The organism is uncultured Mucilaginibacter sp. (genome assembly GCF_913773635.1).
Classification (GTDB): domain Bacteria; phylum Bacteroidota; class Bacteroidia; order Sphingobacteriales; family Sphingobacteriaceae; genus Mucilaginibacter.
In genome coordinates, this window is record NZ_CAJYGQ010000013.1 from 106,219 (window position 1) to 130,304 (window position 24,086).

Consider the following 24,086-nt stretch of genomic DNA (forward strand, 5'->3'; position numbering starts at 1 on the left):
AAGCTTAAACACAACTGCCAAGCTAAAACTATATGCTCCAACTTTTTCTGAATGACATCTTGGTTGATTTGACCGACGATAGTCCGATTGCCCTCACCTTTCAAATAAACAACCTTGCCGAAGTAAAAAACCAGCAGGGTAACACCAGTAATCAATTCAAAATACCACTTACTCAACATAACCGTAAAATACTGGGTTTTGCCGATGACATTGCCTTTAGTACCAATGCACCTTACAGGCAGTTTACTGCCAAAATAGTGCAGGACGGCATGGAAATTATACCTTACGGCCTGGCAGAACTGAACAATGTTGAAAATAATACGGCGGCAATAACGGTGCTATCTGGAAACGTTGATTTTTTTGATGCTATTGATGGAAAAATATATGAAACCGGCGATCCAAAAAGTATATGGTATAACTCAGGTTGGGAACAATACCTGCATAACTGGACGCTGCAGAACGTAGTAAGGTCACAAAACCACACCTATGGTTGGATATGGCCCATAGTTGATTACGGTATGTTACCTAAACAATTTGACGGTACTCCCGAAATAGATGTAAGGTATCTTAGGCCCGGATTTTTCTTAAAATCTTTTATTGAATTGATGGTACAAAGAACAGGGTACACCATTAATCCAGATAGCTTTTTACTTAAACAGCCGTTGTATGATAAGCTTATTGTACAGTTTGCAAACGACAACTTTGAACACGGCATCAGCTATGACTCCTCAAAAAGCAGTAACTTATCTTTAGAAGCTGTTAGTACCAGAGATCAATCGTACGTACACGGACAGATAGGCGCTAATGAAGATTTCTTTTTTAGTAATGTTATTAAAGGCCAGAATGTATTTGCCGGCGGGAAGGCTTATGTAGCCTTAACAGATGTTGAAGTAGATGTATCCTTACAATATAATTTACGCTACCAGTCAAAAAAAACAAAAGGACTTGTTACCATATCGGTAAAAAAGTATAGCACAAAAGGCGGCGCCCCTGAGGTGATAGTGAGTAAACCATATGACTCCAACGGCGCGGTATTGCAGATGAACGGCTACACATTCAGTTACGTTAAAAACTACAATAACGAAGTGCTTAACGTGAGCACCAAACTTACAACCGGCGAAAGTTTGCGTGTATGGTGGGACATTGAGCAGGATGTTAAAAAAGACACCAGTTTTGTGATGTTAAGCGGGGCGCGCTTCCTCGTAACTGAAAAGCCTGGCAATATGCTGTATGGGCACCAGGTCCAATGCGAACGTATATTTCCTGATATTGGACAGAAAGACTTACTGAAAGATACGCTGCAGCGCTTTGGCATTATATGCCAAACAGATGCTAACCGGCGTATGATTACATTGGCCTCATTTCGCGATATTGTGAATAATATATCATGCGCGGTTGATTGGACCAACAAGTGCCTCGATCAAGGCAAAAACATCACCTTTCAATTAGGAAATTATGCTCAAAATAACTATCTTAAAAATAAGGAAGACGACAACATACCACCTGGTACCGCCGATTCGGTAATTGTTGTAAACGACAAAACACTACCTGCCACCGGAACATTATTTGAAAGCCAGTTTGCGCCTACACTTAACAGGCCGTACATAGGCGGAAACACCGCTCAAATTTTAAAAATAGATAAAAGTAACGATGCCGATTCAGTAGACTTTAGTATAAGTACCCAGCCCCGGTTGCTTATACACAACATGGTTGCTTTAACAAGCAATCAACGGGTAAAGTTTGTTGATGGTACAGGAGCAGAGCAATTTGAAAATACTGCTATTTGTACACCCTACTTTGATAAGGCGGGCGGTGAGTATAGCCTTCATTTTGAGAATTTAAGGAAACAGTTTTACCCTGAACTTGAAAAGATACTGTACGAAACGAAAAAAGTTGTTCGCTACTTTTTACTTACCCCAAGAGATATACTGGAATTAAACCTGTTAATTCCGATATATCTTCAACAGGACGGTACTTACTACTACATCAACAAAATTGACAGCTGGCGTAAAGGGCAAAGTACTAAAGTGGAGCTAATAAAATTAGGCTAAATATTTATACACACTATTGCTTTTAAATAATGGCCATATTATATTTACCAATAATATTAGCAACCTAAATTTTATGAGTTTATACGACTTTGATGATCCGGTATTTGAAAAATTAGATAAAGTATCTTATTACCGCGAAAAGTGGGGAAATCGTTGGGAAAGATCAAAAACTATGTTTCCATTTGCGGTTGTTTTCATAGTTGGCTTGATGACAGTCGCAATTATGCTGAACAGACATGCTGAAAGTATTTGGAAAAAGGTTAATATTAACACGCCGATATATACTGATTCATCTTGGCTAAGTAATAAAAACATCTCAGCAGATTTAACCTATCGGTTAGTTAGACCCATTAATGCTACAGAGATTAACACTATGGATATACCCGAGTGGAAAAAACAAAGGTTAATTGCAGAATTAGACACCAGTGCCGAATTCAACAAGCCTGTTATGATTTATTCTGCGCTTAGTTTTCAAAAAGACTCGATTTTTAAATACAAAACGGCATACATCGGCTCGTGTATCAAGAAAGATAGTGTTACTGCAATGATGAAAACAGATAGCTTAGTTCAGCTATCAGGAAAATGGTTGGGTTTTAAACCAAATATGAAGTTGGCCTTAATTGACCAGGACTTTAAACTTCCGGAAAACTACGTTTATGCTGATGACTTGTATTATTTAAAACCCGCAGATATTAATTTAGGTGGCGAACCTTCAATACTAAAAAAAGCAGTAAAAACTAAGCTCTAATAGTAATACAATTTGGTACAAAGTAGACAGCGCCACAACCATTGACTTCTTTGATCATGATCAACAATAATGAGAAGATTATTGGCCAAAAAACAGCAAATTAAATTTAATCTTTAATGTTTTCAAAATGAAAATCTCTACAAATAGCTTTAAACCTGGTAAAACCAAATTCATTTTAATGCTATAAACAACTCTCACAACAACCGCAAACGTAACTGGCTCATAAGTTTAGTTGTCGTGCTTATATTAATAGTTGTAGGCTATTTAAATAAAAACTGGCTTTACACCGGATACTATTACGTTTTTAAATATGACCATTTCGAAAACGGTAAAAGTGTATATGTTAACCCTAGAGCTTTTAAAAAATCCCAAGGTAACTGCGATTGTCTTGTCTAAACTCATCACACCAATCGGTACATCAGAAATTGACGATATACTTGGGCAAACCATAATTTTTACTTGAGTACCAAACGTGCATTCAAAACTCCTCAAAAAATAATTTTAAATAAATAAAAACTTAGGCTTTTATTTAACCAACAATATGCCAATTGGCAATAAAAACATAATATGAATCTTAATGTTAACGATAATACGCTCGCTGAATTTATCAATCAGACGGAGCAAATGAAAAAAAGCATTGAAGATGCTAATATCACCATTGAAAATGCGAAAAAACGCCAAAGGGAACTTGGATTAGAGTTTAAACAAAATTCCATCGAATATAGAGATCTAAATAAAACCATTGAGGATAACAAGAAGGCTGTAGTGGATAACAGCTCAAAAGTGGAGGCCAATAAAAAAATAATCGAACTATCTAAAGGTTCTTTACAGCAAAATAAAGCCTTATTGGCAGAACTCACAAAGCAGTATGAAGAGCTTTCAAAAAAAGAGGGTGACAACTCTAAAGGTGTTGAAAACTTAAACACAAAAATCGGTCACCTTAACAAAGCTATAGCCGATCAGGAAGTTGCAGTTGGAAAAAGCCGTGAAGTATTTGATTATTACAAGGCATCTATTGGTGCTGCGAAAGGAACGCTATCAGATTTGATGGAGTATGGAAAATCCTTTGGACCTGGGTTCGCATCAACAATTGAAGATGCATCAAAGGGATTCAACGCTATGAAAGACGGATTGGCCCACGTTAAAACCGGCTTCCAAAGTGTAGGTGGTGCAATAAAAACAACCGGCTTTGGTCTTCTGCTACTGGTTTTGGAGTCAATAATGGAGTATTTCACAAAAAGCCCAAAAGGAATAGAGCAATTTCGTCAATTTCTGGCTGGTTTAGGCGTGGTTGTCAACACTGTCAAAGAAAATATTTCAAAATTTAAATTAGCTATTGTAGAGGCGTTCACCAACCCTGTTGAAGGGCTAAAAAAGCTAGGTAAATTAATTGAAGATAATATATTGAATAGGCTTAAGGCCTTCGGTGTTATGTACGAGGGTTTAATTAACAAAGATTTCAAAAAATTTGCCAGCGGGATGGTACAACTTGCTACCGGAACAACTGACGCTTTCAAAAAGGTTGAAAAAGCAATTACTGATAATTCAGATAAAGCTTTAGAACAGAAGGCCATACACGATAAAGCAGAAGCTGAAAAAAAGAAAAAACAAGAAGAGGAAGCAAAGAAAAGAGCTGACGCAAATGAAAAGCGGAGGCAGGAACGCGAAGCACAGAGAAAAGCGGATTTGGATAAAAGACGAAAACATAATGAAGACGTAAAAAAACTAAGTGATGAGGCTAAGAATGAGTTGATCGAATCAAAAGCTCGCATGGCTCAAAATATTCTTCAAGGTTTTGCTAAAGAAATATCAGATACCGACGCTCATTTTCAGCAACTAAAAAATAAGTACAAAGGCCATAAACAAACAATTGAGCAAATTGAAAAGGAACATGTAGCTTCCATAGAGGCCATCAATAAAAAATTCAGAGAGGAAGATAGTAAAACGCTTGACGGATATCATAAGGAACTTAAAAACATTGGAATGACTGCAAGGCAGCAGGCACAAGCCCAACTGGATGAAGAGTACAATGAAAAAAAGAAAAAAATTGAAGACATCAAGCAAAAAAATGATGAAATAATCCTGAATGCAGGCATTAAACTAACTGAACTTGAGGCAGCGCCATTAACAGCAACATCTAAGCTGCAAATAGAAAGTTTAAAAAAGCAACAATCTGAAGCGCAAAAAATATACAATGATGCATCCGGACTGTTAAATGATTTCAAAGCCAAACATGAAACTGATTCGAAGGAAATTAATGACAATTTTGATAAACAAGACTTAGGTATAAAAGAAACAAAACTTCAAGAAAGTATTGCAAATGAACGTGAGGGCGGTCATGAATCAGCTGCAATAAAGAAAGAGCAGGAACTATTAAAATTACAGCATGACGTAGCAAAAAACGCAGCAGAGGCCAAAGGCAAAGAGACCACGTCAATAGAAGCTAAATACGCTAAGCAAAAAGCGGACTTGGAAGATAAGCTTACTTCATCAAGAATACATGCTGGTGATAAGCTAATTGATGCTGTATTGAAAAATACTAAGAAAGACTCAGCAATTTATAAAGCAGCATTTTTAGCCAAAAAAGCAACTTCAATTGCTGATACTATTATAAGTACCAAACAGTCTATAATGGAATCGCTAAAGGCTTATTCAGGTATTCCATTTATTGGTCAGGCGTTGGGTATAGCTCAGGCTGCGTTTATGGCAGTGCAGGGTGCAACATCAATTGCCGAAATTGCTAAGCAAAAACCTGGCATGGCTCAAGGCGGACAATTTATATCTGATGGCCGGGGTGCTGTATTACCCGGTTATAGCCGCACAGATAACACAAACGCCTATTTGCGCTCGGGTGAGGCAGTTGTTGTAAGCGAGGCCATGCGTAACCCGTGGGCACGCAACATGGTTAGCGCTATAAATGTGGCGTACGGTGGTCGCGATTTTTCGGTACCTAACGCAGGCAGTGGTTATGCCATAGGTGGGGTGTTCACTGATGGCGGTAACGCCAGCCGGTATTACAGCCAACCCGTAAACGATCAGAAAGATTTGGCCAACACCCTGGCTTATCAAATGCTCAACAACTTCCCTCCTATTTACGTTGACGTTAAAGATGTAAATCACCAGCAAAACATATTAGCCCAAACAGTTAACCGGGTTAATCTTTAAGCACAAACTTTTACATAAGCTGCTTGAGCTTTCTACATGCTCATATAATAATTATAACCCCTATACTTATGGATATCAAAATCGCTAACCAACTTTTTGAAAACGGTGCGCTAAGCCAAATGTTTAAAGCAGGATTCATCAGTTCAAAAATTTTTACCTATCGTGAAATTTATTTGTGGGTAGTAGTACAAATGCAAACCCGTGGCATAAGCAAAAATAAAGCAGTGTTCGAAGCGCAAGGTCAATTCAATAAGGATGAGCGTACTATATGGCGGGCTATAAATAGTTTTTCCAGTACTGACAAGGTTGTGTCACCATTATGATTAAATAATTTTTGCACCTTTGAATTATGCCAATCGGCACCAACATCATAGGCTTCGATTCAAGATTATGGTGCTCACTAATCAACTTAATAGCACCTTAAATATCTGCAAGGCTCCGCTCACTAAATTTATTTCCATATCCGCATAGCGGCAAATAACCAATTATCTAATTGCACAAGAACTCAAAAGTTCAACTGCATCTAATACAAGCCATTTCAACATGTACAAAATTTATTTATATGATACCGAGCAAGACGGTATTGGTTCGGGCAGCCTGTCATCTGCTTACTTGCAGCAACAATTGGTACAGGCTGCCGGTCAGGACGTTGAGCTCCATATCAGTTCGGCCGGAGGGTCAGCTTTCGATGCTATTGCCATTTACGATTTGCTTAAAAAGTATGATGGCCGGGTTATAACTTATATTGATGCATTGGCAGCCTCAGCAGCATCGGTGGTTGCCATGGCGGGGCAGGAGATTGTAATGAGCAAGTACGCACTGCTCATGATTCATAAGCCAATGGCAGGCAGCGGCGGCAATGCCGATGAATTGTTAAAAGACGTACAAATGCTTAATACAGTACAGCAACGCCTGGCACAAATTTATACCGATAAAACCGGGTTAGACGATGTTACCATAAACAGCCTCATTAACGCCGTTACTTGGATGACTGCCGACCAAGCCCTGGCATTAGGATTTATTGATCGTATTGAAGACTATAAAACCAGTATTACTAACAGCGCAATACTGATGAAATGTACCGGCTCTGCTCCTGCAGTATACCAGCGCTGCATAAATAAAATTTTAGTTAATCATAATAATTCACCAAAACAGCAAATGAACATGCACAACAATGACCTCATCGAAAAAACTACATCGGTTTTAGATAAGATGATGAATTTTTTTAAAAAGGTAATGAACAAACAAACCATGACCGACAAAGGAGCACTACATCATACAGGCGAGCTTGACCGCGAAACCGAGGTATACCAGGATGAAGAGCTAAGCACTCCGGCTGTAGATGACGTTTATACCACTGCCGACGGGAAGCAACTTTGCATTGAAAAAGGCAAGGTAAAAAAACTGGACGCCGCCCCCGAAATTCAAAACGAAGATGAGGAGGAGGAAGAATTGCCGGCAAACAAAAACAATTTTAAACCTTACCAGGTAAAAAACCAAATTGCTGCTTTAAAGGCTAAACTACACGCTCAAAACGCTTTATTAATAGAAGCCCGCACAACCTTGCAAAATGCTCAGGCCCGTTTAAAACAAAGCCATTACGAGATCAAAAACGAAATCAAGTCAACTTTTATCCCTGATGGTTCTAAACGTAGCAGTAAAGCCAAAGCAGAGAGTCAGGCGTTTTTCGCACCTCAGTCTGAAATTGCTAAAAACGCGGTTAAACAAGCCGTGAGTGAGGTAAAATAATATATCCTTCCAACCGGCTTCACTTACTCAAAAACTAAGGCATAACTAAATATGCATGTTTTCGAAGCCTATACATCTTCCTAACCATTCAGCTCAATAAGGGCAACTTTTATCCCTAGTAAAAGCTACTTACATTCTCAAAAATCCTCCCTTTAGGGGGCCGGAGGATTATACATATGGCTAAATTCACTTTCACAAACAACACCTACGCCGGCGAAGCACTGGCAGGGTTTATGGCCAGCACATTGCTCGAGGCCGATTCTGTAAAACGCGGTTTACTCACTGTTGTAAACGATGTTAAATCAAGGAAAATTATTTTAGATGTAGACGACGATGTAAAACTGCAAAATCCGTCGGGCATATTCACTGATCAGGGCACAACAACCCAACAAACCGAAACCTACCTTGACCCTGTTGTTTACGAGTTTATGAAACAGGAACAATGGGATAAACTTGCCGAATCATGGGAATCTCAACGTCTTGCACCTGGTGCCTTTAGTGATTATGAAGGCGTGGTTGATCTGTCAGACTTTATGGTTCAGCGCTATCTGACCAAAATACAAATAGCAAATGAGCGTTTGTATTGGCTGGGTAAAGACGCTACACCCGAAGCAGTATTCTCTGACCCGTTTAAAGGATTAATTCCGCGTATTGCAGAAACTGCAGGAACATACCGCGTTGGCTTAAACAAAGGTGCTACATCTATGTCAGTATCAGGCATCAGCACAACCGGTGTAGTAACCTTATCAAGCACTGCCGCGCTTAATGATGGAGATGTTATAACATTTACTGCAACAAACTCCAGCTCACTTAAAGATACAACAAACGGCGGAACCGGGGTAGATCTTTTAAACCAATCGTACTTTATAAAAATTGAGAGCGCTACAACCTTTAAGTTAATTCGCAATTATCATGCAATTAACAGCCGCAAAGCTGCAACTTTCGCAGGCACTGCAATTGCATCAGGCTCAATCAGCTTTATTAATGCCGGCAACGTATTGGGTGTATTAAACAGCGTTTACTCACAGCTTGACCCGGCCGATCGTAGCCAGGAAGACTTCAATCTTCAAATTCCGCTACATGTTGGTTATGCGTACGCTCAGGCACAGGCTAACAATGCCACCAATGTTCTCAATGCATTTACCGACAAAAAGAAGATGGATTACCTTGGTTTGCCTTTGCAACTCATGAACCACTGGCAGGCAAATACCATTTTAGGTGCACGCTCATCAAACCTGTTTTTAGGCGTTGATTTGTTGGGAGATCAAAGCGAACTATCTACCGTTTACATGAAGCCTTATACCAACGATAATGTTGTGCGTATGAAAGCACGCATGAAGGCAGCTGTTAACTTTAAGTTTGCAAACGAACTTTTCTACCTGGCGCCTTATCTGCCAGCAACCGTATAATATCTAAATGAGCAGATATGCCGTTACCGGTTTGCTCTATCCTTTTACTCCTTTGATGTCGGGCAAACACGTCACTAGCATATCTGCACATTACACCTACAATTAACCACATTTTATATATGCCAACAATTTTCAGCAAAATTACCGAAGGCTTCAGCCTTAGCTCAGCCTCGCCCGTAACATCAGGTATTGAGGATGTTATATACATATTTAACGAGGATGATATAACAATTCAATACAGTACAACTAATCCGTTAACAATTGATAAACTTACGCCTGTAAACGGTGGAAAACTATACAAGTTTCAGGGTACCAATAACAGTTTCAATGCCATGTCTAAACTGGCAAAAACGCAGGTTGGACCACGCTACACCGAAGAGATTGATTTCAATATTGCAGGTCTGTCGGTTGAAATTAAAGCACAACTGCGTGCCATGGGCTATGGCCGTGTAAAGGCCGTAGTTATTAATAACTACAGAGACAGCAATTCGGCAGTAGAATTATTTGGTGCCGTAAACGGCCTCATCCTTACCGAAGCTGAACGCAATGCTGCTGATGAGGGCATGGAAGGTGGATACAAACTAAAATTAACTAATCCCGAAAAGTTGCGCGAGCCTTATCCACCACGCGCCGTAGTAATTGCGCCTCTATCAGGCACAGCCAGTTATGCAAGCACCATAACTGCTTTAAATGAATTAACTGAAGACACTGAGTAATTAGTTGCAGGTTGCGTGTTGCAGGCTGTAAGCTATCCTTAAGCATTTGTACAAACTGCCTGCACACAACCTGCAACTCACAACCTACAACTTAAATTTTAATGAAATCCTATTTACCACAAATAGAACGGAGAATAAGAGTACGACCTAATCAAACTTTTGGCATACTTAATTATGATGTAGATAACGCCTACCCGCAACGTATGCTCGAACTGGTTGCAGCATCGCCAACAGCTAAAGACTGCTGGAATAAGCGTGCAAAATTTATAGGAGGAAACGGTTTTGAAGACAAAGAGCTTGGCAAACGAGTTGTGAATACTAAAGGGCTTACCCTTACCAAATTACTTAAAGCTGTAGCTACCGACAAAGCCTTATTTAATGGATTTGGTATTCATGTAAATTATAATGCCAATTACCAAATAGCATCAGCCCATTACGTGAAGTTTGAAGACATACGCATAGGCGATACAGACAATGCTGATACAGCCGGGAAATATGCTATTTACAATGATTGGGGCCGCAAAAGCTGGAAGCATATTATGCGCTCAAAAATCACATTCATTGATCAGTATAACCCGGATCCAGATGTGATCGATAGACAAATATTAAAGGCAGGTGGCTGGGAATACTATTGTGGCCAGCTTTATTACTTCAATCCAGAAGTTGATGATTATCCATTGATTGAGGCGGACAGTGTTTGGGAGGATTTCGAAACTGAAGCCGGTATCAAAACCTTCAACAATCGCGAAGTTACAACTGGCTTTCTGCCATCGACAATGCTTTTTATGCAATCGCGACGCGAAGAAGCGGACAACAATTCTCCGGATGCAGCTATCAGAAATACGCCGTCGCAATTTGAAAAAGATTTAGGAAGCTTTCAGGGCACAAAAAGTGCCCAAAAAATCATTGTAATTGAATACGAGGATGAAGCCTCAAAGCCGGATTTTAAACCTTACGCTATTCAAAACAACGATAAGCTGTTTGAAACGACAGAACGATCGGTAGAGGCTCGTATCATCAAAGGATTTTCAGTACCTAAAGAACTTATCAACGCAGAAAAGGCATCGGGATTGAGCAACGGAGGTGAGAAGAAAGAAGCTATACGTGAGTTTAATGATAACACAGCTCCGGACAGGCAGGAACTGAGTGAAATATTCTCTGAGCTATTCGGCAACTTTCATCAGCAGCTTAATGTATCCGGAAATTGGAACATTTTACCTGTACCTGGCAACGTTGCTGACGATAGTGCGGGTATGAAGTCAGGAAGTAGCATCAATCAAATTTTAATGTCTTCGTTACCTGAGGAAAACAAGATTGCCATTTTAACATATGCTTACGGCTTTAAACAAGCCGAGGCAACGGCAATGGTTACGCAATAACCTGCCTCTTTCATCAACTTTAAACATTTTCATCATGACTTCCTTGCTTATTACCGCTGAGACCTTTCAGCAATTTGAGGATATCTCTATAAATATAAAGCCAGAACGCCTTACAGTTTTTATAAGAAAAGCCCAGGAACTTGACCTGAAACCGTTTTTAGGTTATCCTCTATATTATCAATTGCTAAAATATTTTGATACAGATGGGTTAATTAAAAACGATGCACCTCAGGTTTACAAAAAGCTTTTTAACGGAGGCGAATATACTGATGGTTACGGCAATTTAATTGCTTATGAGGGCATTGCACCAACGTTGGTGTACTTCACCTTTGCCCGCTTTATTGAAGGCAATGGAGTTCACTACACTGCAACCGGCCCTGTCATTAAACAATATGACAACGCGCAGCCGGTAAACACTCAAGACCAGATAAAGTTGGTTCAACAGCAACGTAGTGTTGCCAATGCTCATGCCAATGAAGTGGAGAAATTTTTAATAGACAATCAAATTGATTATCCCCTATGGCGCTACAACGAAAAAAATAAAAGCTCTAGGCAATCTGGTCCGAGGATACGCGGCGTTGACCACACCAGCTATAATGCCCCAACAGGCGTACCTGAGATTGATAATTATTTTGCTTACGATAGTTTATTTTAAAAATGCCAGATAAAAAACTTAGCGAGCTTGAGCTTACTCAACAAATAACTGGCGACGACACCAGCATATTAGTTAAAGGCGATACAGACTATCAATACGCATTCTCAAGTCTTCTCTCTTACATCGCGTCAAATATACAAACCGGCAATACTATTACTTTTGTAAACGCGCTACCTCAAAACAATGTGGGTAAAAACCAGGATGTGTCTTTAAATATAGCTGACGGCACATTTTACCAAAAGCGAAATGGTACGTGGGTCACTGCGTATACTTTCACCGCAAATCAGCCATCTGGTGGACAAGTTTTATTTGGTGACTCAACCCCGTTGAATAATACAGGTAGTATTAATGATACCTACATTAACACTAGTACAGGAGAATTCTACGATAAACAAGCCGATGGTTGGCGTAAGGCGTTCTCTATGCTTAATGGCCCCCCCGGTGGGCCCGGGCCAAGAGGAGAGCAAGGAATTCCGGGTATAAACGGAAAATCTATACTACACGGAACCATAAACCCAATGAATCAATCGGTTGGTTCTGACGGAGATTTTTATATTAATTCATTTAGCTGGACGATATTTGGCCCAAAAACAAACGGAGACTGGGGAATTGGAAAAAGCATGACCCAGGAAATTGAAGGCTTGGGCAATCTATCCTCATTAAATACTTCTCAAAAAAATGATTTAGTTTCAGCAATCAATGAGATTTTTTCACAGAGAGGATTACAGTCTTCTGATATCGGATCAGGCTTAACGATAGTTAACAACAAGCTAACCCTTGATCTCGAAAGTAAATCCTTAGTAAGTCCCAGTATAAGTGCGCAATGGAAGCTTTGGAAAAATGACGGCTTGACCTCATACTCTACACCAACTTCAAACTCAAAAGCGTTGGTTGTTGATAAGGGCGTTAAAGCAGACTTGGTTGCCACATACAGTTATCCAGTACCAAATGCATCGCAAGCCAAACCACTGTCTGCCGAAAGCTCAACATTTGGAAATGAACTCCCTTTAGCTGGTGAGACATCAAGGGCTCTGGCCGTTTCCTCTATCAGTACAAACCGTACCGATATGATAGTGTTACGTAAACCCAAAAGTGGATTAATAGTATCTGGTTCACAAGTTATACTAGCGCGTGGAGATGACAGCACTTCCGACAACTGTACTATTAGTTTTAAAGGCAGAGGAGTTCTTTTCTATTCGACAAAAGAGACACTAACTGCCGCTGATATTGAATCAGAGTACAATAAGGGCACATTTCAAGATGGGCGCTCACGCACTTTCAATTCAGTAAATTCTGGACCAGGTGAATACGTCTACTATGTTTATGACAGCGCGTTTGGCCAATTCACGTCTGTGGTTTATAATGATGCAGAAGCGTACTTTACGGCATTTAGATTTCTATCACAAGTAACTATAGTCAATAACGCTGGCATCAACCAAAATGTCATAGTTGCCCGCTCTAATGCTACAAACGCATTTACTAACTCTAAACTTTCATTTTTATAATGTTATACGCAGGAGACGAACGTAAACACAACAACCCTAATTTAGCATATGTAGATGCTGAATCTGTAAGGGGCGGCAACAGGGTGACTGCCAACTTAAGCACGCTATTGTCGGATTTTACAAACAAGTTAGATCAACTAAAAGAACATGTAACACGGGTGTACGTCAGAAGCGAAGACAAAGACTATCGCTTAAAGAACAAAGCGAGAATTAATGATCTCATGGACGGCTGGGCGGTGGTTAATGCAGTTTCAGACGTGTCGGACAAAGAAGATAAAATTAATAAGGTTCAAACTGTATCTTCTTTGACTCAGGCAACACCAACAAATTACCCTTCAGAAAGAGCTGTACGTTTACTTCACGATCAGGAAATTGCTGATAGAAATAGCGCGATTAGTAATGCTATAAATTCAATTAAAGACGATGTGAATCCGCAATTTGACACCCTGAAAAAAATTGCCGATGCATTCGTTGGAAGTCCAGTTCAAAAGAGCTTTTCAAGCTTAACTGAAAGAAATGCTTTTAACGTTTCAAGATTACCGTTTCAGGCGTTTGTAACTAATGACGGAGACGGAAAATGGGCATTGTACCAAGCGATTTCTACCGGTTCTAGTGCCACTTACGTAAAAATATCAGATCCAGACTTGCTGAATACGGCTCTAAGCGATCAGCAAATAAAAGCTGCCTATGAGAGGAATTTGGACACTAATGTATTTACAAATGCAGATAAAGAAAAACTTTCTGGTGTCACTAAAGACTTTACACTGAGCTTTCCACAACCAGTTCGCTTCTACAAAGATTATTTTCAAAATGATGTAGTGATATCGGAAGCTATAGGCGATGGTGTAAACTTGTTGCGCTACAGCACGGATGGTGGAAAAGTTTTCGAACAAATTACTTTACCATTTAGTGGATCTCTAAAAATCCGAGCCGGATGGATAATATGGCGGATAGATTTTCCCAACACAACGGTCGCATTAGCTGCCGTAAACATTAAACTTTTATAAATGGAACATAATTTTAGAGTCAACCCAGGAGGTGCCGGCGTTATAAACTTCTACGTAAGTAAAGCTGGAAATGATAATAATGACGGCTTTACACCTGATAAACCAAAGCAAACGCTTTTAGGTGTTAGAAATGCTATAACCAACCTGGCTAACGCAGCTCCTGTAAGAATAATCATAGGAACAGGAACCTACGAGGAAGGTTGGGCGGGAAGCACAAAAGTCTTGGACGGCTCCAGTATGATAGGTGATGGAAACGTTGTTATAAAGGGATCGGGTACAACTACTTTTAGTTTTAATGCTAACGCTGGATTAATGAGCGTTAGTAATATTTTGATTCGAGATATGGGAACTGTGAATTTACGTGGAAACGTTTCAGAATGTACCTTCTTTACGTGTAATCAAATTATACAATCTGCAACAAGCTCCGTATTAAGATCCAAGTTTATAAGTATAAACAGCATAAGTGCAGTATTACAGTTTTTATCTTCCATATTTATAGACGTTCCATTAAGTGGGCAAAATACATACTTTACAAGTTGTTATTTTAATTCAAATACTGATATAACCCTTGCAAATCTAGCAACTATTCAACCATCAAACCTATCTTACTGCAATGTAATGGGGCGTATTAGAGTTACACCATCAGGGCAATGGATGAGCTTAGATACATTTAGACAGACTTACCCAGATTACTTTCAATCTTCATTCAATAAGGCACCGGGATTTAATAATCCATCAGCGTTGGATTTTACTCTCAATGATGAAAGCCCACATATTGGTGCTGCCAGCGATGGTATCAACAACATTGGTGGAACATTATATGCAAAATCGTTAAGTTCCAAAGTCGCGCCTGAATGGCTTAATGGGAGCATAAGCATGTCTGATGGCGCTCCGGATTTAATCATAAACGGCACAGATCTAGCTCTTGCTTCGGGTAAGAAAACCGGCAGCATCACCTCGACACCAATTATGGTCAGCTCCAATGTGGTACAAATTCAAAACATTAATTATAATGGCTTCTTCCTTTTTAATAAAAGTGTACCTCCAGAACAGCCATCCAATAAAAATGTACCTGACTCATCTTTGAAATCAACTGATAATTCTAATGCATCTGGCAATCCTGACCGCTTAAGCTATGAGATGCGTTGGACGGACAATCCAGCAATGCCATCAGTAAGCTCCGACTGGACCTCTACGCCTTTGGTTTCTCCAGGTGAGTATTTAAGTTTCGAGTGGAATACAAAACCTTTTTATGATAATCTTGGGATCGGAAACGGTAGTCACTTGTTTAATAGTAACGGTAACACGGCGCCGGTAAATGCGATCTGGATCCAGTTGCGGGTAACTTTATCAAATAGATATGAATAGCGTAAGTATAAGCTCTTCCCGAACGCAAAACCTGCAATATAGTTCGGGCTTCAAGGGCATAGCTGTATCAACCGATCGTAAACAGTTTATTGAAAATGCTTTGGGGTTTAAAGGAATTTCAATTGGACTAAATGACATAAGAGGCAACGCAACCAAAATCATTCATTACAGATTGTACCCAAAATAACGCCTATCAAATCCACCTTAGGCACTTTAAGTAGTATGTCAACAATAAAAGAATTTATCAAAAAAATTAGTCATGAAGTCAAAAAGTCTTGTACAAATACAAAACTTTTCCCTTCACTTATGATCGCCCAAGCAATCTTAGAGAGTAACGCAGGAAAATCTAAATTGGCAATGCTTCACAATAATTACTTTGGTATAAAATCAACTAAGATGTGGACTGGCAATTCAGTCCATTACTTTACCACAGAATATCAAAACGGCATAGCAATCAAAATTAAGCAACCATTTCGCTCCTACCCTTCAATAATAGATGGCTTTGCTGATCGAATAAAGTTTTTACAGGTTAACAAGAGATATACTATTTACGGAGTTTTCACTTCCGTATCTCCGGAAGAACAAGCCTTAGCATTTTTAAAAGCTGGTTATGCTACGGATCCCAATTATGCAAACAAACTTGTGGCTTTAATCAGCAAATATGACCTTAAAAAATTTGACTCATGAGAGAAAGCGCCAGGTATCTTTACAACTACCTAAATTATAACCCTCAAATTGGGATAGTGTCAGCTGCAACAAGTTACTTGATTGCAGTTAAAACCTTAATACTTACAGACGAATCGCTCAAGTTGATTGCTTCAATTTCAACTTGCGCCGGATGTTTCGTTGCATGCTTATCGGCCTTATCTATGCTGATAAGGACGTCAAACTATTTTCTTAAAATTTATCACTCCTTAAAAAATCGAAAAACATGAGTTTTACTTCCTGGTTAAAGAAAATTTGGAAACAAATTAAAGCGTTATTTGACCGCATTCCTTCTGAAATCAAATCAGCATTGCATATTGGAGTAGTTGTTACTGAAAACTTAAAGATTTTTGTTGAGTCACCCATAGCAGATTTGCTAACAGCAGTTATTCCTGGGCATATTGATGACCGTATAAAACAAATTTTAAGAGAAAAATTGCCAATACTACTCACTCAACTCAAATTAGCTGATACATGTTCCAACAGCGCAAACGCAAATGAAGTTGTAAGTTGTGCAATTGAGCAGTTAAAATTAATGGATGGAAACCTTAGAAACGCAACATTGCATAATCTATCCGTACTTATCTCACAATTAGCGTCAGACGGTAAGTTAGATTGGAAAGATGGAGCATATGTTATGGAATGGTATTACCAGCATGAATTTAAAAGTAAAGTAATTTAAACATCCGCTAAATTCTCAGAGGTAAAATTAACATTTGTATTCTCATCAAAAACCACATATGCACGTTGCCAGGGATCGTCACCTAATAATCTCCACTTATGACCGCTTCCTGTCATATCTTGCGCTATTAATATCTCTCCTGGTTTCAACACAAAAACCTCTTGTTTGAAGGTTGTAAATTCAAGAGTGCCCTTAAGATTTATAACAAACTGAGTTGTCGGTGCGGGATGCCAATCATAAACGGAACCTGGAGGGGATTCTTGAAATCGAATTGATTCTGCCTTTGTTATAACAGCTTCTGAAACGTTTCCTGGTTCAAAATATGAATGGCTGTCAGCGCCCGTATAAAGTCTGTAAGCTTTGATCATATCGCAAGTATAATTTTTTAATCACGGTGCTGCAAAAAATCTCGTTTAAATTTATGTATAGAATGGTATTGAACAAATAGCAGTTGATAATGTTAATAAGTCATGAACAAGGCAGACCAATCATTCAACGAAGAGTTTAAACCTGTTGCACCTCCAGAAAGCTATGATGCTTCTGCTGAATGGCACGACAAGGTATTATATGCTTTAGCTCAACTTGGGCAAGGTACCGCTCCAGATGTTGCAGCTAAACTGACTGAATATGAACCATCAGAAGCACCTCAAACCCTTCATCGTCAGGCTGAGCAAGTTTTAAACGGACTTTTTGATAAAGGCATAATTAAAGGCACAGAACAAGATGGTGAAGTTACATTTTCATTAAGTAAAATAACGTCACCTAACACCGGCGGAACAGATCCTGATTTATTATAATGATGAAGGCGACTATTTTAGTCGCCTTCATCATGAAATGTGCCCAAGACGAGATTCGAACTCGTACAACCTTACGGATGCCACCCCCTCAAGATGGTGCGTCTACCAATTTCGCCACCTGGGCTCATGTGTTTACTAATAGAAACTATTAGTTATATAAATTTTGGTGTGCCCAGGGAGAGACTCGAACTCTCAAGAGACAATTCTCAACGGCTTCTGAGACCGCAACGTTTACCAATTTCGCCACCTGGGCTGACTTATGAGGTGCTGTCTATATTTCGATACCCCAGTCAATTATTAAGGCTGCAAATATAGTAGATTCTACTAATTGCTATTAACAAATTACAAAATTCTCCCGAATAGGCCTAAAGTATCAGAATAGCCAATAAAGCAAAGTTTTATGCTCTAATCGTGAGAAAACAAATATCTAAATTTGGCTTTATCTTAAATTTATGAGAATTATTGTTGCTGCCTTATGTGTGTTGTTAACAACTTTAAGCTGTGCACAAACTGTTATGCCAATTATAGCCACTAAAAACTGCAGCATTAGAGGCTTGTGTGCAGTTAATAATAACGTGGCGTGGCTTAGCGCAAGCAATGGAAATGTTGCAATCAGCACAAATGGTGGAAAATCATGGTCATGGCAACAACTAAATGGTTACGAAACTTATGATTTTAGGGACATTGAAGCCTTTTCATCAAAAGAAGCCATCATTATGAGTTCGGGCACACCAGCAGTTATACTAAAAACAACCGATGGAGGCGTTAATTGGCGTCAGGTATTCTTTCAAAGCAATACATCATACTTTTTGGACGGAATGGCATTCATAAATCGCAAACATGGCTTTTGCATGGGCGACCCGATTAATGGAAGGTTTTTATTACTCGAAACCATGGACGGAGGCAACACATGGTTTGAAAACAAAACCAAACTGCCTGCGCTGCCTGGTGAAGCAGCTTTTGCTGCAAGCGGGACATCTATATCTTATAGTAAAAGCACTAAAATACTCGTCGTAGTAACCGGTGGTAGCAACGCACGTAAGTTTTCCATAAGTAAGGAACGCGTTCAGGTAAAAGATGTACCCCTGGCGCACGGTCAGACTACTCAAGGAGCTTTTTCCTATGCAACCGGAAATGGCATTGAGGTAATTGTAGGTGGAAACTATGAACGCTTTAAAATTGCTGATTCAACAGTTTGCTTCAATACATCAACGAAGAGTGAAGCAGCTTTTATGTTGCCTAAAACCCTTCCTGTTGGTTATCAGTCATGTGTTACGTTTATAAAAAATCAGACCTTCATATCAACCGGTGTTGCCGGTAGCCATATTAGTATTGATGGAGGAGCTAATTGGAAACAATTTGACGCGGCAAGCTACAATGTGTGTCAGAATTCCGGGCGCGGAAATCTAATAATTTTGGCTGGTGATAAGGGTTGTATAGGTATTGTGAAATTTTAAATTTCTGATTACTAAACGATTAATTTAATATTTAAATTTTATTAAAAAACTTTTGCAGGCAAAGGCAATAAGCCCTATATTTGCACCACTTTATCGGAAACGAATAAGTTGATTCCGTAGCTCAGCCGGTAGAGCATAACACTTTTAATGTTGGGGTCCTGGGTTCGAGTCCCAGCGGGATCACTGAAAGCCTTCCGCACTTTGTCGGAAGGCTTTTAAAAACTTAAAAAGATGCATAAGGCTGAGTAAATATCAGATGATAAAGTATAGCTTAACCAACCGGGTGTTAAGTTTAAAATAGAAAACGATTCCGTAGCTCAGCCGGTAGAGCATAACACTTTTAATGTTGGGGTCCTGGGTTCGAGTCCCAGCGGGATCACTGAAAGGCGCAAGAAATTGCGCCTTTCTTATTTTAACGTTTTCCTTCTTTAAATAATAACGTATACAGACACCTTTCCGAGTGTTCGACTGATATTCCACTTTTCCGTTCCTTAACTAAATTATACCTGCCAGTCCTTAAAGTTTATAAACTTCCTTGAGTGCATTCTGCAATATCTTTGGTAAGCTCCTGCAACTGCGATATTGCCGAAATCACCGACTGAAGCTGTTCATGTTCTTCGTTAGATAGATAGTTCTTGTTATGACTATTGTTTTCAAAGGAATAAGCCAAATCATCATTAGAAGGCAGCTGTTTTAATGTATTGAGACAGCTTTTGAGTTTGTTCAGGGCTTCTGCCGCCAAAGCAGCTTGAGCATTATCAGAATTAATCTCTTTATTCTGAAAACTTTGTAATGATAAAGAAGCAACATTACCGTAAAGCTGATGATTAAGTGCCTGAAAGCTTTCCAGATCGTCAATCGGGATGCTCTTTTTATTGGGCTCACTTAAAAGACGCTTAAATGCAGCAGAGAAATCGGCCAGGCGCATGTAAACGTTTTTACGTAGAAGCTTATAATGGTTAAAGCTGATTTGCTCACCCGATATTTTTTTATAATAAGCCTCAAGATATGCATAATTAGCCTCAAGCACATTGTATACATAGTTGGTTACATTGTATCGCTCCCAAACCGGAAAAAGGTATGAGGCAGCAAAAGCAATTCCGCAGCCTATAAGAGTGTCGTAAATACGCTCAATAATAAATATGAACTTTCCGCCGCTATAAATGTGCAAGCAGATTATTACCATCGGCGTTATAAACAAAACACCAATAAGGTAGCGGCTACGTGCATATGTAAAAAATCCAAGTAAGAATACCAACGACAATACAAGTAATGCAGTTCCGTTTTTTACAAGAGTAATAATCAAGAATCCCGCGGCAACACCCGCGAGCGTACCTATTAACCTTTGCCGGTTACGTTGTGTGGTTATACTGAATGCAGGTTTCATTACAACCACAACGGTAAGCATAATCCAGTAACTATAGTAGCCAAGTGGCAGCGTTTGTGTAAGCACATAACCAAACAAACAAGCAATAGCCAATCTTAATGAAAACCTAAACAATGGCGACCGCCAATGTAAGTGCGACTTAAATTGCTGCACCATGCGTGGACTATTCGAAATGAATTCAGGATAGTTCAACACTTCGTCATCTGCTATGTAAACTGCCTCTTCATTTACAACCGTTAATGACAGCGCTTGTATGCGTGACTCTATGTCATTTATATTGCTTTCGAGTTGTTGCAGCAACCTCCTGTTACGGTCACTCTCCTTTTCGAGGATGTATTGCAGCCTGCGTCTTAAATATTGCAGTTCATTGGCATGCACATCTGATTTTATTTGCTTTCCTTGATATACAGCATTGCCGGCTTGCTCCAGTTGCTGAGCCATTATGTCAATAAAACGGCTAATCACTTCAGGTGCTCCACTGGTTTCAAATTCATTACGAAAATACCGGTAATCAAAATGAACAGTTGTGATGCGTTCGTATAAGTCAATCACTAACGTAGCTATTTTTAAAAGCCGCTGCCCGTTTGGGTTGTCAGGACGCATGGCGAGCTTATCGCGCAGTAGTAAATCGCGTACAGCCTCATGCTTTTCGTTTACAAGGGTATGAAATGGTATAATTTGCTGGTAAGCTTTTTCTAACAGTACATGGGGGTTGTAGAATGCCGTACGTGCACTCATGTACATTGCTGTAGTTTTGAGGCATTCTGCTACCGCCTGGCGTAATGATCTGAATGGCCATAGCCAGGCATGTACAAGCGTTACCAAATAATAACAAACTCCTCCGGTTAGTATGTAAGCACTAAACTCAAATCCGTTTTGAGGTTTTAGTCCGTTAATAAATATACTTAACGCAATAGCCGTAGTGCCAACCATGGCAAAGCGGTTGCCTAAAGTGGTAAGCATAGAAAGCGTAAAACAAAATACAAATAGCACGCTACCCATTAACCAGGGATATTGCCATGTATAAGATGTTATTAAGGCAACAAAAAAGAAAAGCAATATACTAACCAGTGATACTGCCCTTTTATCATGATAGGTGCCCGAGCTGTCTGTAAGGCTGGTAAGCAACGTACCCACCCCTACTGCTACGGCAACATCGGGCTTCCCTAAACTAAATAAAATCCAGGCGGGTAATAATATGCTTATAGTTGTACGCAGTGCATCGGTAAAAAATTCACTGGAAAGAAAAAATGCTATATTTTGTTTAACAGGTAGCCACTTCATGTCTTGCAAAAATACGCATTTGCGGCAGGCTTTTACTAGTGCTGTCCAAGCGGAAAGCTAAAGAAGAAAGAAGCGCCCGCTCCTTCAATACTTTGCAGCCACATGCGACCTTTATTGGCTACTACAAACTCCTTTGCAAGCATCAAACCCAAGCCTGTCCCCTTTTCCCCTCCGGTGCCGTAGGCAATCTCCATTCCCGTTTTTACAAAACGTTGCTGCTGTTGTATGCTAATACCTTTGCCATAATCTTTAACTTCAAAAACGGCCATATTATTAGGATGATCAACAGTTGCCAAAACCTCAACCTTACCTCCCTTGTAACTAAACTTAATTGCGTTTGATATAAGGTTGCGGCTTATAAAGTCAAAATGATTTACATCACCTAAAACAAGCAAATCCAATTGTATTTCATTTAAAAGCGCAACATCTTTTTCTGCCGCCTGTGTTTGCAGTGCAGTAAAGTTCCGTGCGATAACTTCAGTCGGTTTGAAATTAACAGGACTAAGATCAATCCCTTTCAATTGCGATTCGCCCCATTTTAACAGTGCGTTTAATATATCAAGCGTAATATTTCCCTGCTTTTGCATTTCTGCTAGCATTTCATCCCGCTCCTGTTTATCCAACTCGTCTTCGCGCAAAACACCAATAAGCTGTGTTAAACCACCTATGGGGTTACGCAAATCATGGCCAATAATGGAAAACAGTTTATCCTTAATCACATTTGATGCTTCAAGACGCTTATTTAAGAGATTGTTTTTGCGATAGTTCCAAGCCAGAATGATCAATATTAACAGCACTCCCGTTGCTGCACAGATTAGCAGATTACGCTGATATGTTTTTTCGCGATTGGACAATTCCAGCGTTTCTACCTGCAGCCTCGACTGTGCCAACTCGTAGCTACTTTGCAAAACGGCAATCTTGTGTGCGCGGTTGGCATCCATTAAACTGTCAAGTAAACGATGATGCTCCTGCAGTGCACTCATGGCATCGGCGTATCGCGATTGCTGACGATATATGTCAGATAAACTATGGTAAATTTCGGCAGCCAAATGTTTGTGGCCGATGGAGTGTGCAATGCCAAGCGCATTCTTCAAATGCAAAATACTTCCCTCGGCATCTTCCACCTTTAATGAACTTGCAATACCCATCAAAGAGCGAGCCTCCTCTTCGGGCAAACCAAATACACGCGATTGCTTTAAACCTTCCTGATGATATTGCAAAGCCTCGCGTTTGTTGCCCAAAGAATCGAGCACCCGCCCTGCATGATTTAGCATTTTGGCATGACCTTTTGAATGGCCGCCTTTAATACTTTTTTGAATACCCTTCGAGTAATAATCCATGGCACGACCATGATTATTTAAGCTACTGTGTAACCGGCCAATTTTTCCTAACAGGTTAACGTATGCATCAGTTACCTCGTCTCCGCCATGCATCTTTTCAGCCTTTTCGAGGTAATTTAAAGCCTGCTTAGGATTGTTGGATAATTCGGCAACCTCTCCCATCGCTATAAGCGCTTTAACAATACCCGATGTATCTTTCTGGTTCTTTACGTTATTTAAAACCTTACTTAGTAAATGCCTTGCTTGTTTTATATGCCCCTCTTCTGCATGTAACACCGCAAGGTTAATATTACCTTCGGTTGCAGCTTTGCGCATTTGTAAATGATTGTAAATTTTAATTATTCCTTGCTGATATTTTACAGCCAAACCAAAATTGCCGTATTGTTCGTTTATGCGGGCAAACCTGTTCATCATCAGCGCCTCGCCTTTGACATCTTTTAACTTACGTGCCAGCTTAAGCCCAGCCGTAGCATAATGCACTGCCGAATCGGGCCGTTTAGCCTGATACATGGCACTTTTAAACTCATAAGATCGTATGCGCGCGCTATCTACCTGGTTGGGGGTTACATATGAATTATTGTCATTATTTTGCATGCACGCATACAAAACAGCAACAAGTCCAAAACAGCTCAGGAGTACATTCTTCATACAAGACAAAAAACCTTGTACGTAAAACTCATAA

Annotated in this window: 20 protein-coding genes and 4 tRNA genes; 19 read left to right on the top strand and 5 right to left on the bottom strand. The window is 39.7% G+C overall.

Going from position 1 to position 24,086, the window contains the following annotated elements; all coding sequences use genetic code 11:
• Positions 1 to 32 precede the first annotated feature (32 nt).
• From QZ407_RS15975 to QZ407_RS16045, 15 genes are all read left to right on the top strand, one after another.
• Positions 33 to 2,051 (top strand): hypothetical protein, encoded by a 2,019-nt coding sequence (locus tag QZ407_RS15975; RefSeq protein ID WP_295772860.1) that lies wholly within the window; start codon positions 33 to 35, stop codon positions 2,049 to 2,051.
• A 73-nt stretch (positions 2,052 to 2,124) separates the two neighbouring features.
• Complete coding sequence (locus tag QZ407_RS15980) at positions 2,125 to 2,799, top strand: hypothetical protein (protein ID WP_295772862.1); 675 nt, start codon at positions 2,125 to 2,127, stop codon at positions 2,797 to 2,799.
• A gap of 624 nt (positions 2,800 to 3,423) precedes the next feature.
• Positions 3,424 to 5,964, top strand: coding sequence for a hypothetical protein (locus QZ407_RS15985; RefSeq protein ID WP_295772864.1), 2,541 nt, complete (start codon positions 3,424 to 3,426; stop codon positions 5,962 to 5,964).
• A 68-nt stretch (positions 5,965 to 6,032) separates the two neighbouring features.
• Positions 6,033 to 6,287, top strand: a complete 255-nt coding sequence (locus QZ407_RS15990; protein ID WP_295772866.1) for a hypothetical protein — start codon at positions 6,033 to 6,035, stop codon at positions 6,285 to 6,287.
• A 220-nt stretch (positions 6,288 to 6,507) separates the two neighbouring features.
• Entirely contained in the window at positions 6,508 to 7,713 is a 1,206-nt protein-coding gene (locus tag QZ407_RS15995; RefSeq protein WP_295772868.1) for a head maturation protease, ClpP-related, read from the top strand.
• Between the two features lie 176 nt (positions 7,714 to 7,889).
• A complete protein-coding gene (locus QZ407_RS16000) occupies positions 7,890 to 9,122 on the top strand; it encodes a hypothetical protein (RefSeq protein WP_295772870.1) in 1,233 nt (410 codons plus the stop codon).
• A 119-nt stretch (positions 9,123 to 9,241) separates the two neighbouring features.
• The gene (locus QZ407_RS16005) at positions 9,242 to 9,838 is read left to right on the top strand and encodes a hypothetical protein (RefSeq protein ID WP_295772871.1); all 597 of its coding nucleotides are present in this window, start codon (positions 9,242 to 9,244) and stop codon (positions 9,836 to 9,838) included.
• 101 nt (positions 9,839 to 9,939) lie between these two features.
• The gene (locus tag QZ407_RS16010) at positions 9,940 to 11,217 is read left to right on the top strand and encodes a hypothetical protein (RefSeq protein WP_295772872.1); all 1,278 of its coding nucleotides are present in this window, start codon (positions 9,940 to 9,942) and stop codon (positions 11,215 to 11,217) included.
• A 34-nt stretch (positions 11,218 to 11,251) separates the two neighbouring features.
• A complete protein-coding gene (locus QZ407_RS16015; RefSeq protein WP_295772875.1) occupies positions 11,252 to 11,872 on the top strand; it encodes a hypothetical protein in 621 nt (206 codons plus the stop codon).
• 2 nt (positions 11,873 to 11,874) lie between these two features.
• Complete coding sequence (locus QZ407_RS16020; protein WP_295772877.1) at positions 11,875 to 13,377, top strand: hypothetical protein; 1,503 nt, start codon at positions 11,875 to 11,877, stop codon at positions 13,375 to 13,377.
• The gene (locus QZ407_RS16025; protein ID WP_295772879.1) at positions 13,377 to 14,384 is read left to right on the top strand and encodes a hypothetical protein; all 1,008 of its coding nucleotides are present in this window, start codon (positions 13,377 to 13,379) and stop codon (positions 14,382 to 14,384) included. The genes QZ407_RS16020 and QZ407_RS16025 overlap by 1 nt, the downstream gene beginning before the upstream one ends.
• A complete protein-coding gene (locus QZ407_RS16030; RefSeq protein ID WP_295772881.1) occupies positions 14,385 to 15,752 on the top strand; it encodes a hypothetical protein in 1,368 nt (455 codons plus the stop codon).
• Positions 15,745 to 15,939 carry a hypothetical protein gene (locus QZ407_RS16035; protein WP_295772883.1) on the top strand — a complete coding sequence of 65 codons (195 nt, stop codon included), beginning with the start codon at positions 15,745 to 15,747 and terminating at the stop codon, positions 15,937 to 15,939. Before QZ407_RS16030 ends, QZ407_RS16035 begins: the two co-directional genes overlap by 8 nt.
• Positions 15,940 to 15,974: 35 nt before the next feature.
• Positions 15,975 to 16,439 (top strand): glucosaminidase domain-containing protein, encoded by a 465-nt coding sequence (locus tag QZ407_RS16040; protein WP_295772885.1) that lies wholly within the window; start codon positions 15,975 to 15,977, stop codon positions 16,437 to 16,439.
• A 244-nt stretch (positions 16,440 to 16,683) separates the two neighbouring features.
• The gene (locus QZ407_RS16045) at positions 16,684 to 17,139 is read left to right on the top strand and encodes a hypothetical protein (RefSeq protein ID WP_295772887.1); all 456 of its coding nucleotides are present in this window, start codon (positions 16,684 to 16,686) and stop codon (positions 17,137 to 17,139) included.
• Here the strand turns inward: QZ407_RS16045 and QZ407_RS16050 are convergent.
• Positions 17,136 to 17,507: a hypothetical protein gene (locus tag QZ407_RS16050; RefSeq protein ID WP_295772889.1), complete on the bottom strand. Its 372-nt coding sequence runs from the start codon at positions 17,505 to 17,507 to the stop codon at positions 17,136 to 17,138. The two genes, QZ407_RS16045 and QZ407_RS16050, sit on opposite strands and share 4 nt — an antisense overlap.
• Positions 17,508 to 17,609: 102 nt before the next feature.
• On the opposite strand from QZ407_RS16050, the gene QZ407_RS16055 reads away from it, so the two are divergent.
• A complete protein-coding gene (locus tag QZ407_RS16055; protein WP_295772890.1) occupies positions 17,610 to 17,936 on the top strand; it encodes a hypothetical protein in 327 nt (108 codons plus the stop codon).
• 40 nt (positions 17,937 to 17,976) lie between these two features.
• On the opposite strand, the gene QZ407_RS16060 is transcribed toward QZ407_RS16055, so the two are convergent.
• Together QZ407_RS16060 and QZ407_RS16065 are read right to left on the bottom strand one after the other, a co-directional pair.
• Positions 17,977 to 18,060: transfer RNA gene (locus QZ407_RS16060), tRNA-Leu, on the bottom strand.
• Positions 18,061 to 18,105: 45 nt separating this feature from the next.
• Positions 18,106 to 18,189: transfer RNA gene (locus tag QZ407_RS16065), tRNA-Leu, on the bottom strand.
• 199 nt (positions 18,190 to 18,388) lie between these two features.
• Here QZ407_RS16065 and QZ407_RS16070 point away from each other — a divergent pair.
• The 3 genes from QZ407_RS16070 to QZ407_RS16080 all read left to right on the top strand — a co-directional run bounded on the left by QZ407_RS16070 (position 18,389) and on the right by QZ407_RS16080 (position 19,772).
• Entirely contained in the window at positions 18,389 to 19,393 is a 1,005-nt protein-coding gene (locus tag QZ407_RS16070) for a YCF48-related protein (RefSeq protein ID WP_295772892.1), read from the top strand.
• 110 nt (positions 19,394 to 19,503) lie between these two features.
• Positions 19,504 to 19,576 (top strand) — tRNA-Lys (locus QZ407_RS16075).
• 123 nt (positions 19,577 to 19,699) lie between these two features.
• A tRNA-Lys gene (locus QZ407_RS16080) sits at positions 19,700 to 19,772 on the top strand.
• Between the two features lie 144 nt (positions 19,773 to 19,916).
• On the opposite strand, the gene QZ407_RS16085 is transcribed toward QZ407_RS16080, so the two are convergent.
• Positions 19,917 to 22,064: an FUSC family membrane protein gene (locus tag QZ407_RS16085; RefSeq protein ID WP_295772894.1), complete on the bottom strand. Its 2,148-nt coding sequence runs from the start codon at positions 22,062 to 22,064 to the stop codon at positions 19,917 to 19,919.
• Positions 22,065 to 22,099: 35 nt separating this feature from the next.
• Entirely contained in the window at positions 22,100 to 23,998 is a 1,899-nt protein-coding gene (locus QZ407_RS16090; RefSeq protein WP_295772896.1) for an ATP-binding protein, read from the bottom strand.
• Between the last annotated feature and the right edge of the window lie 88 nt (positions 23,999 to 24,086).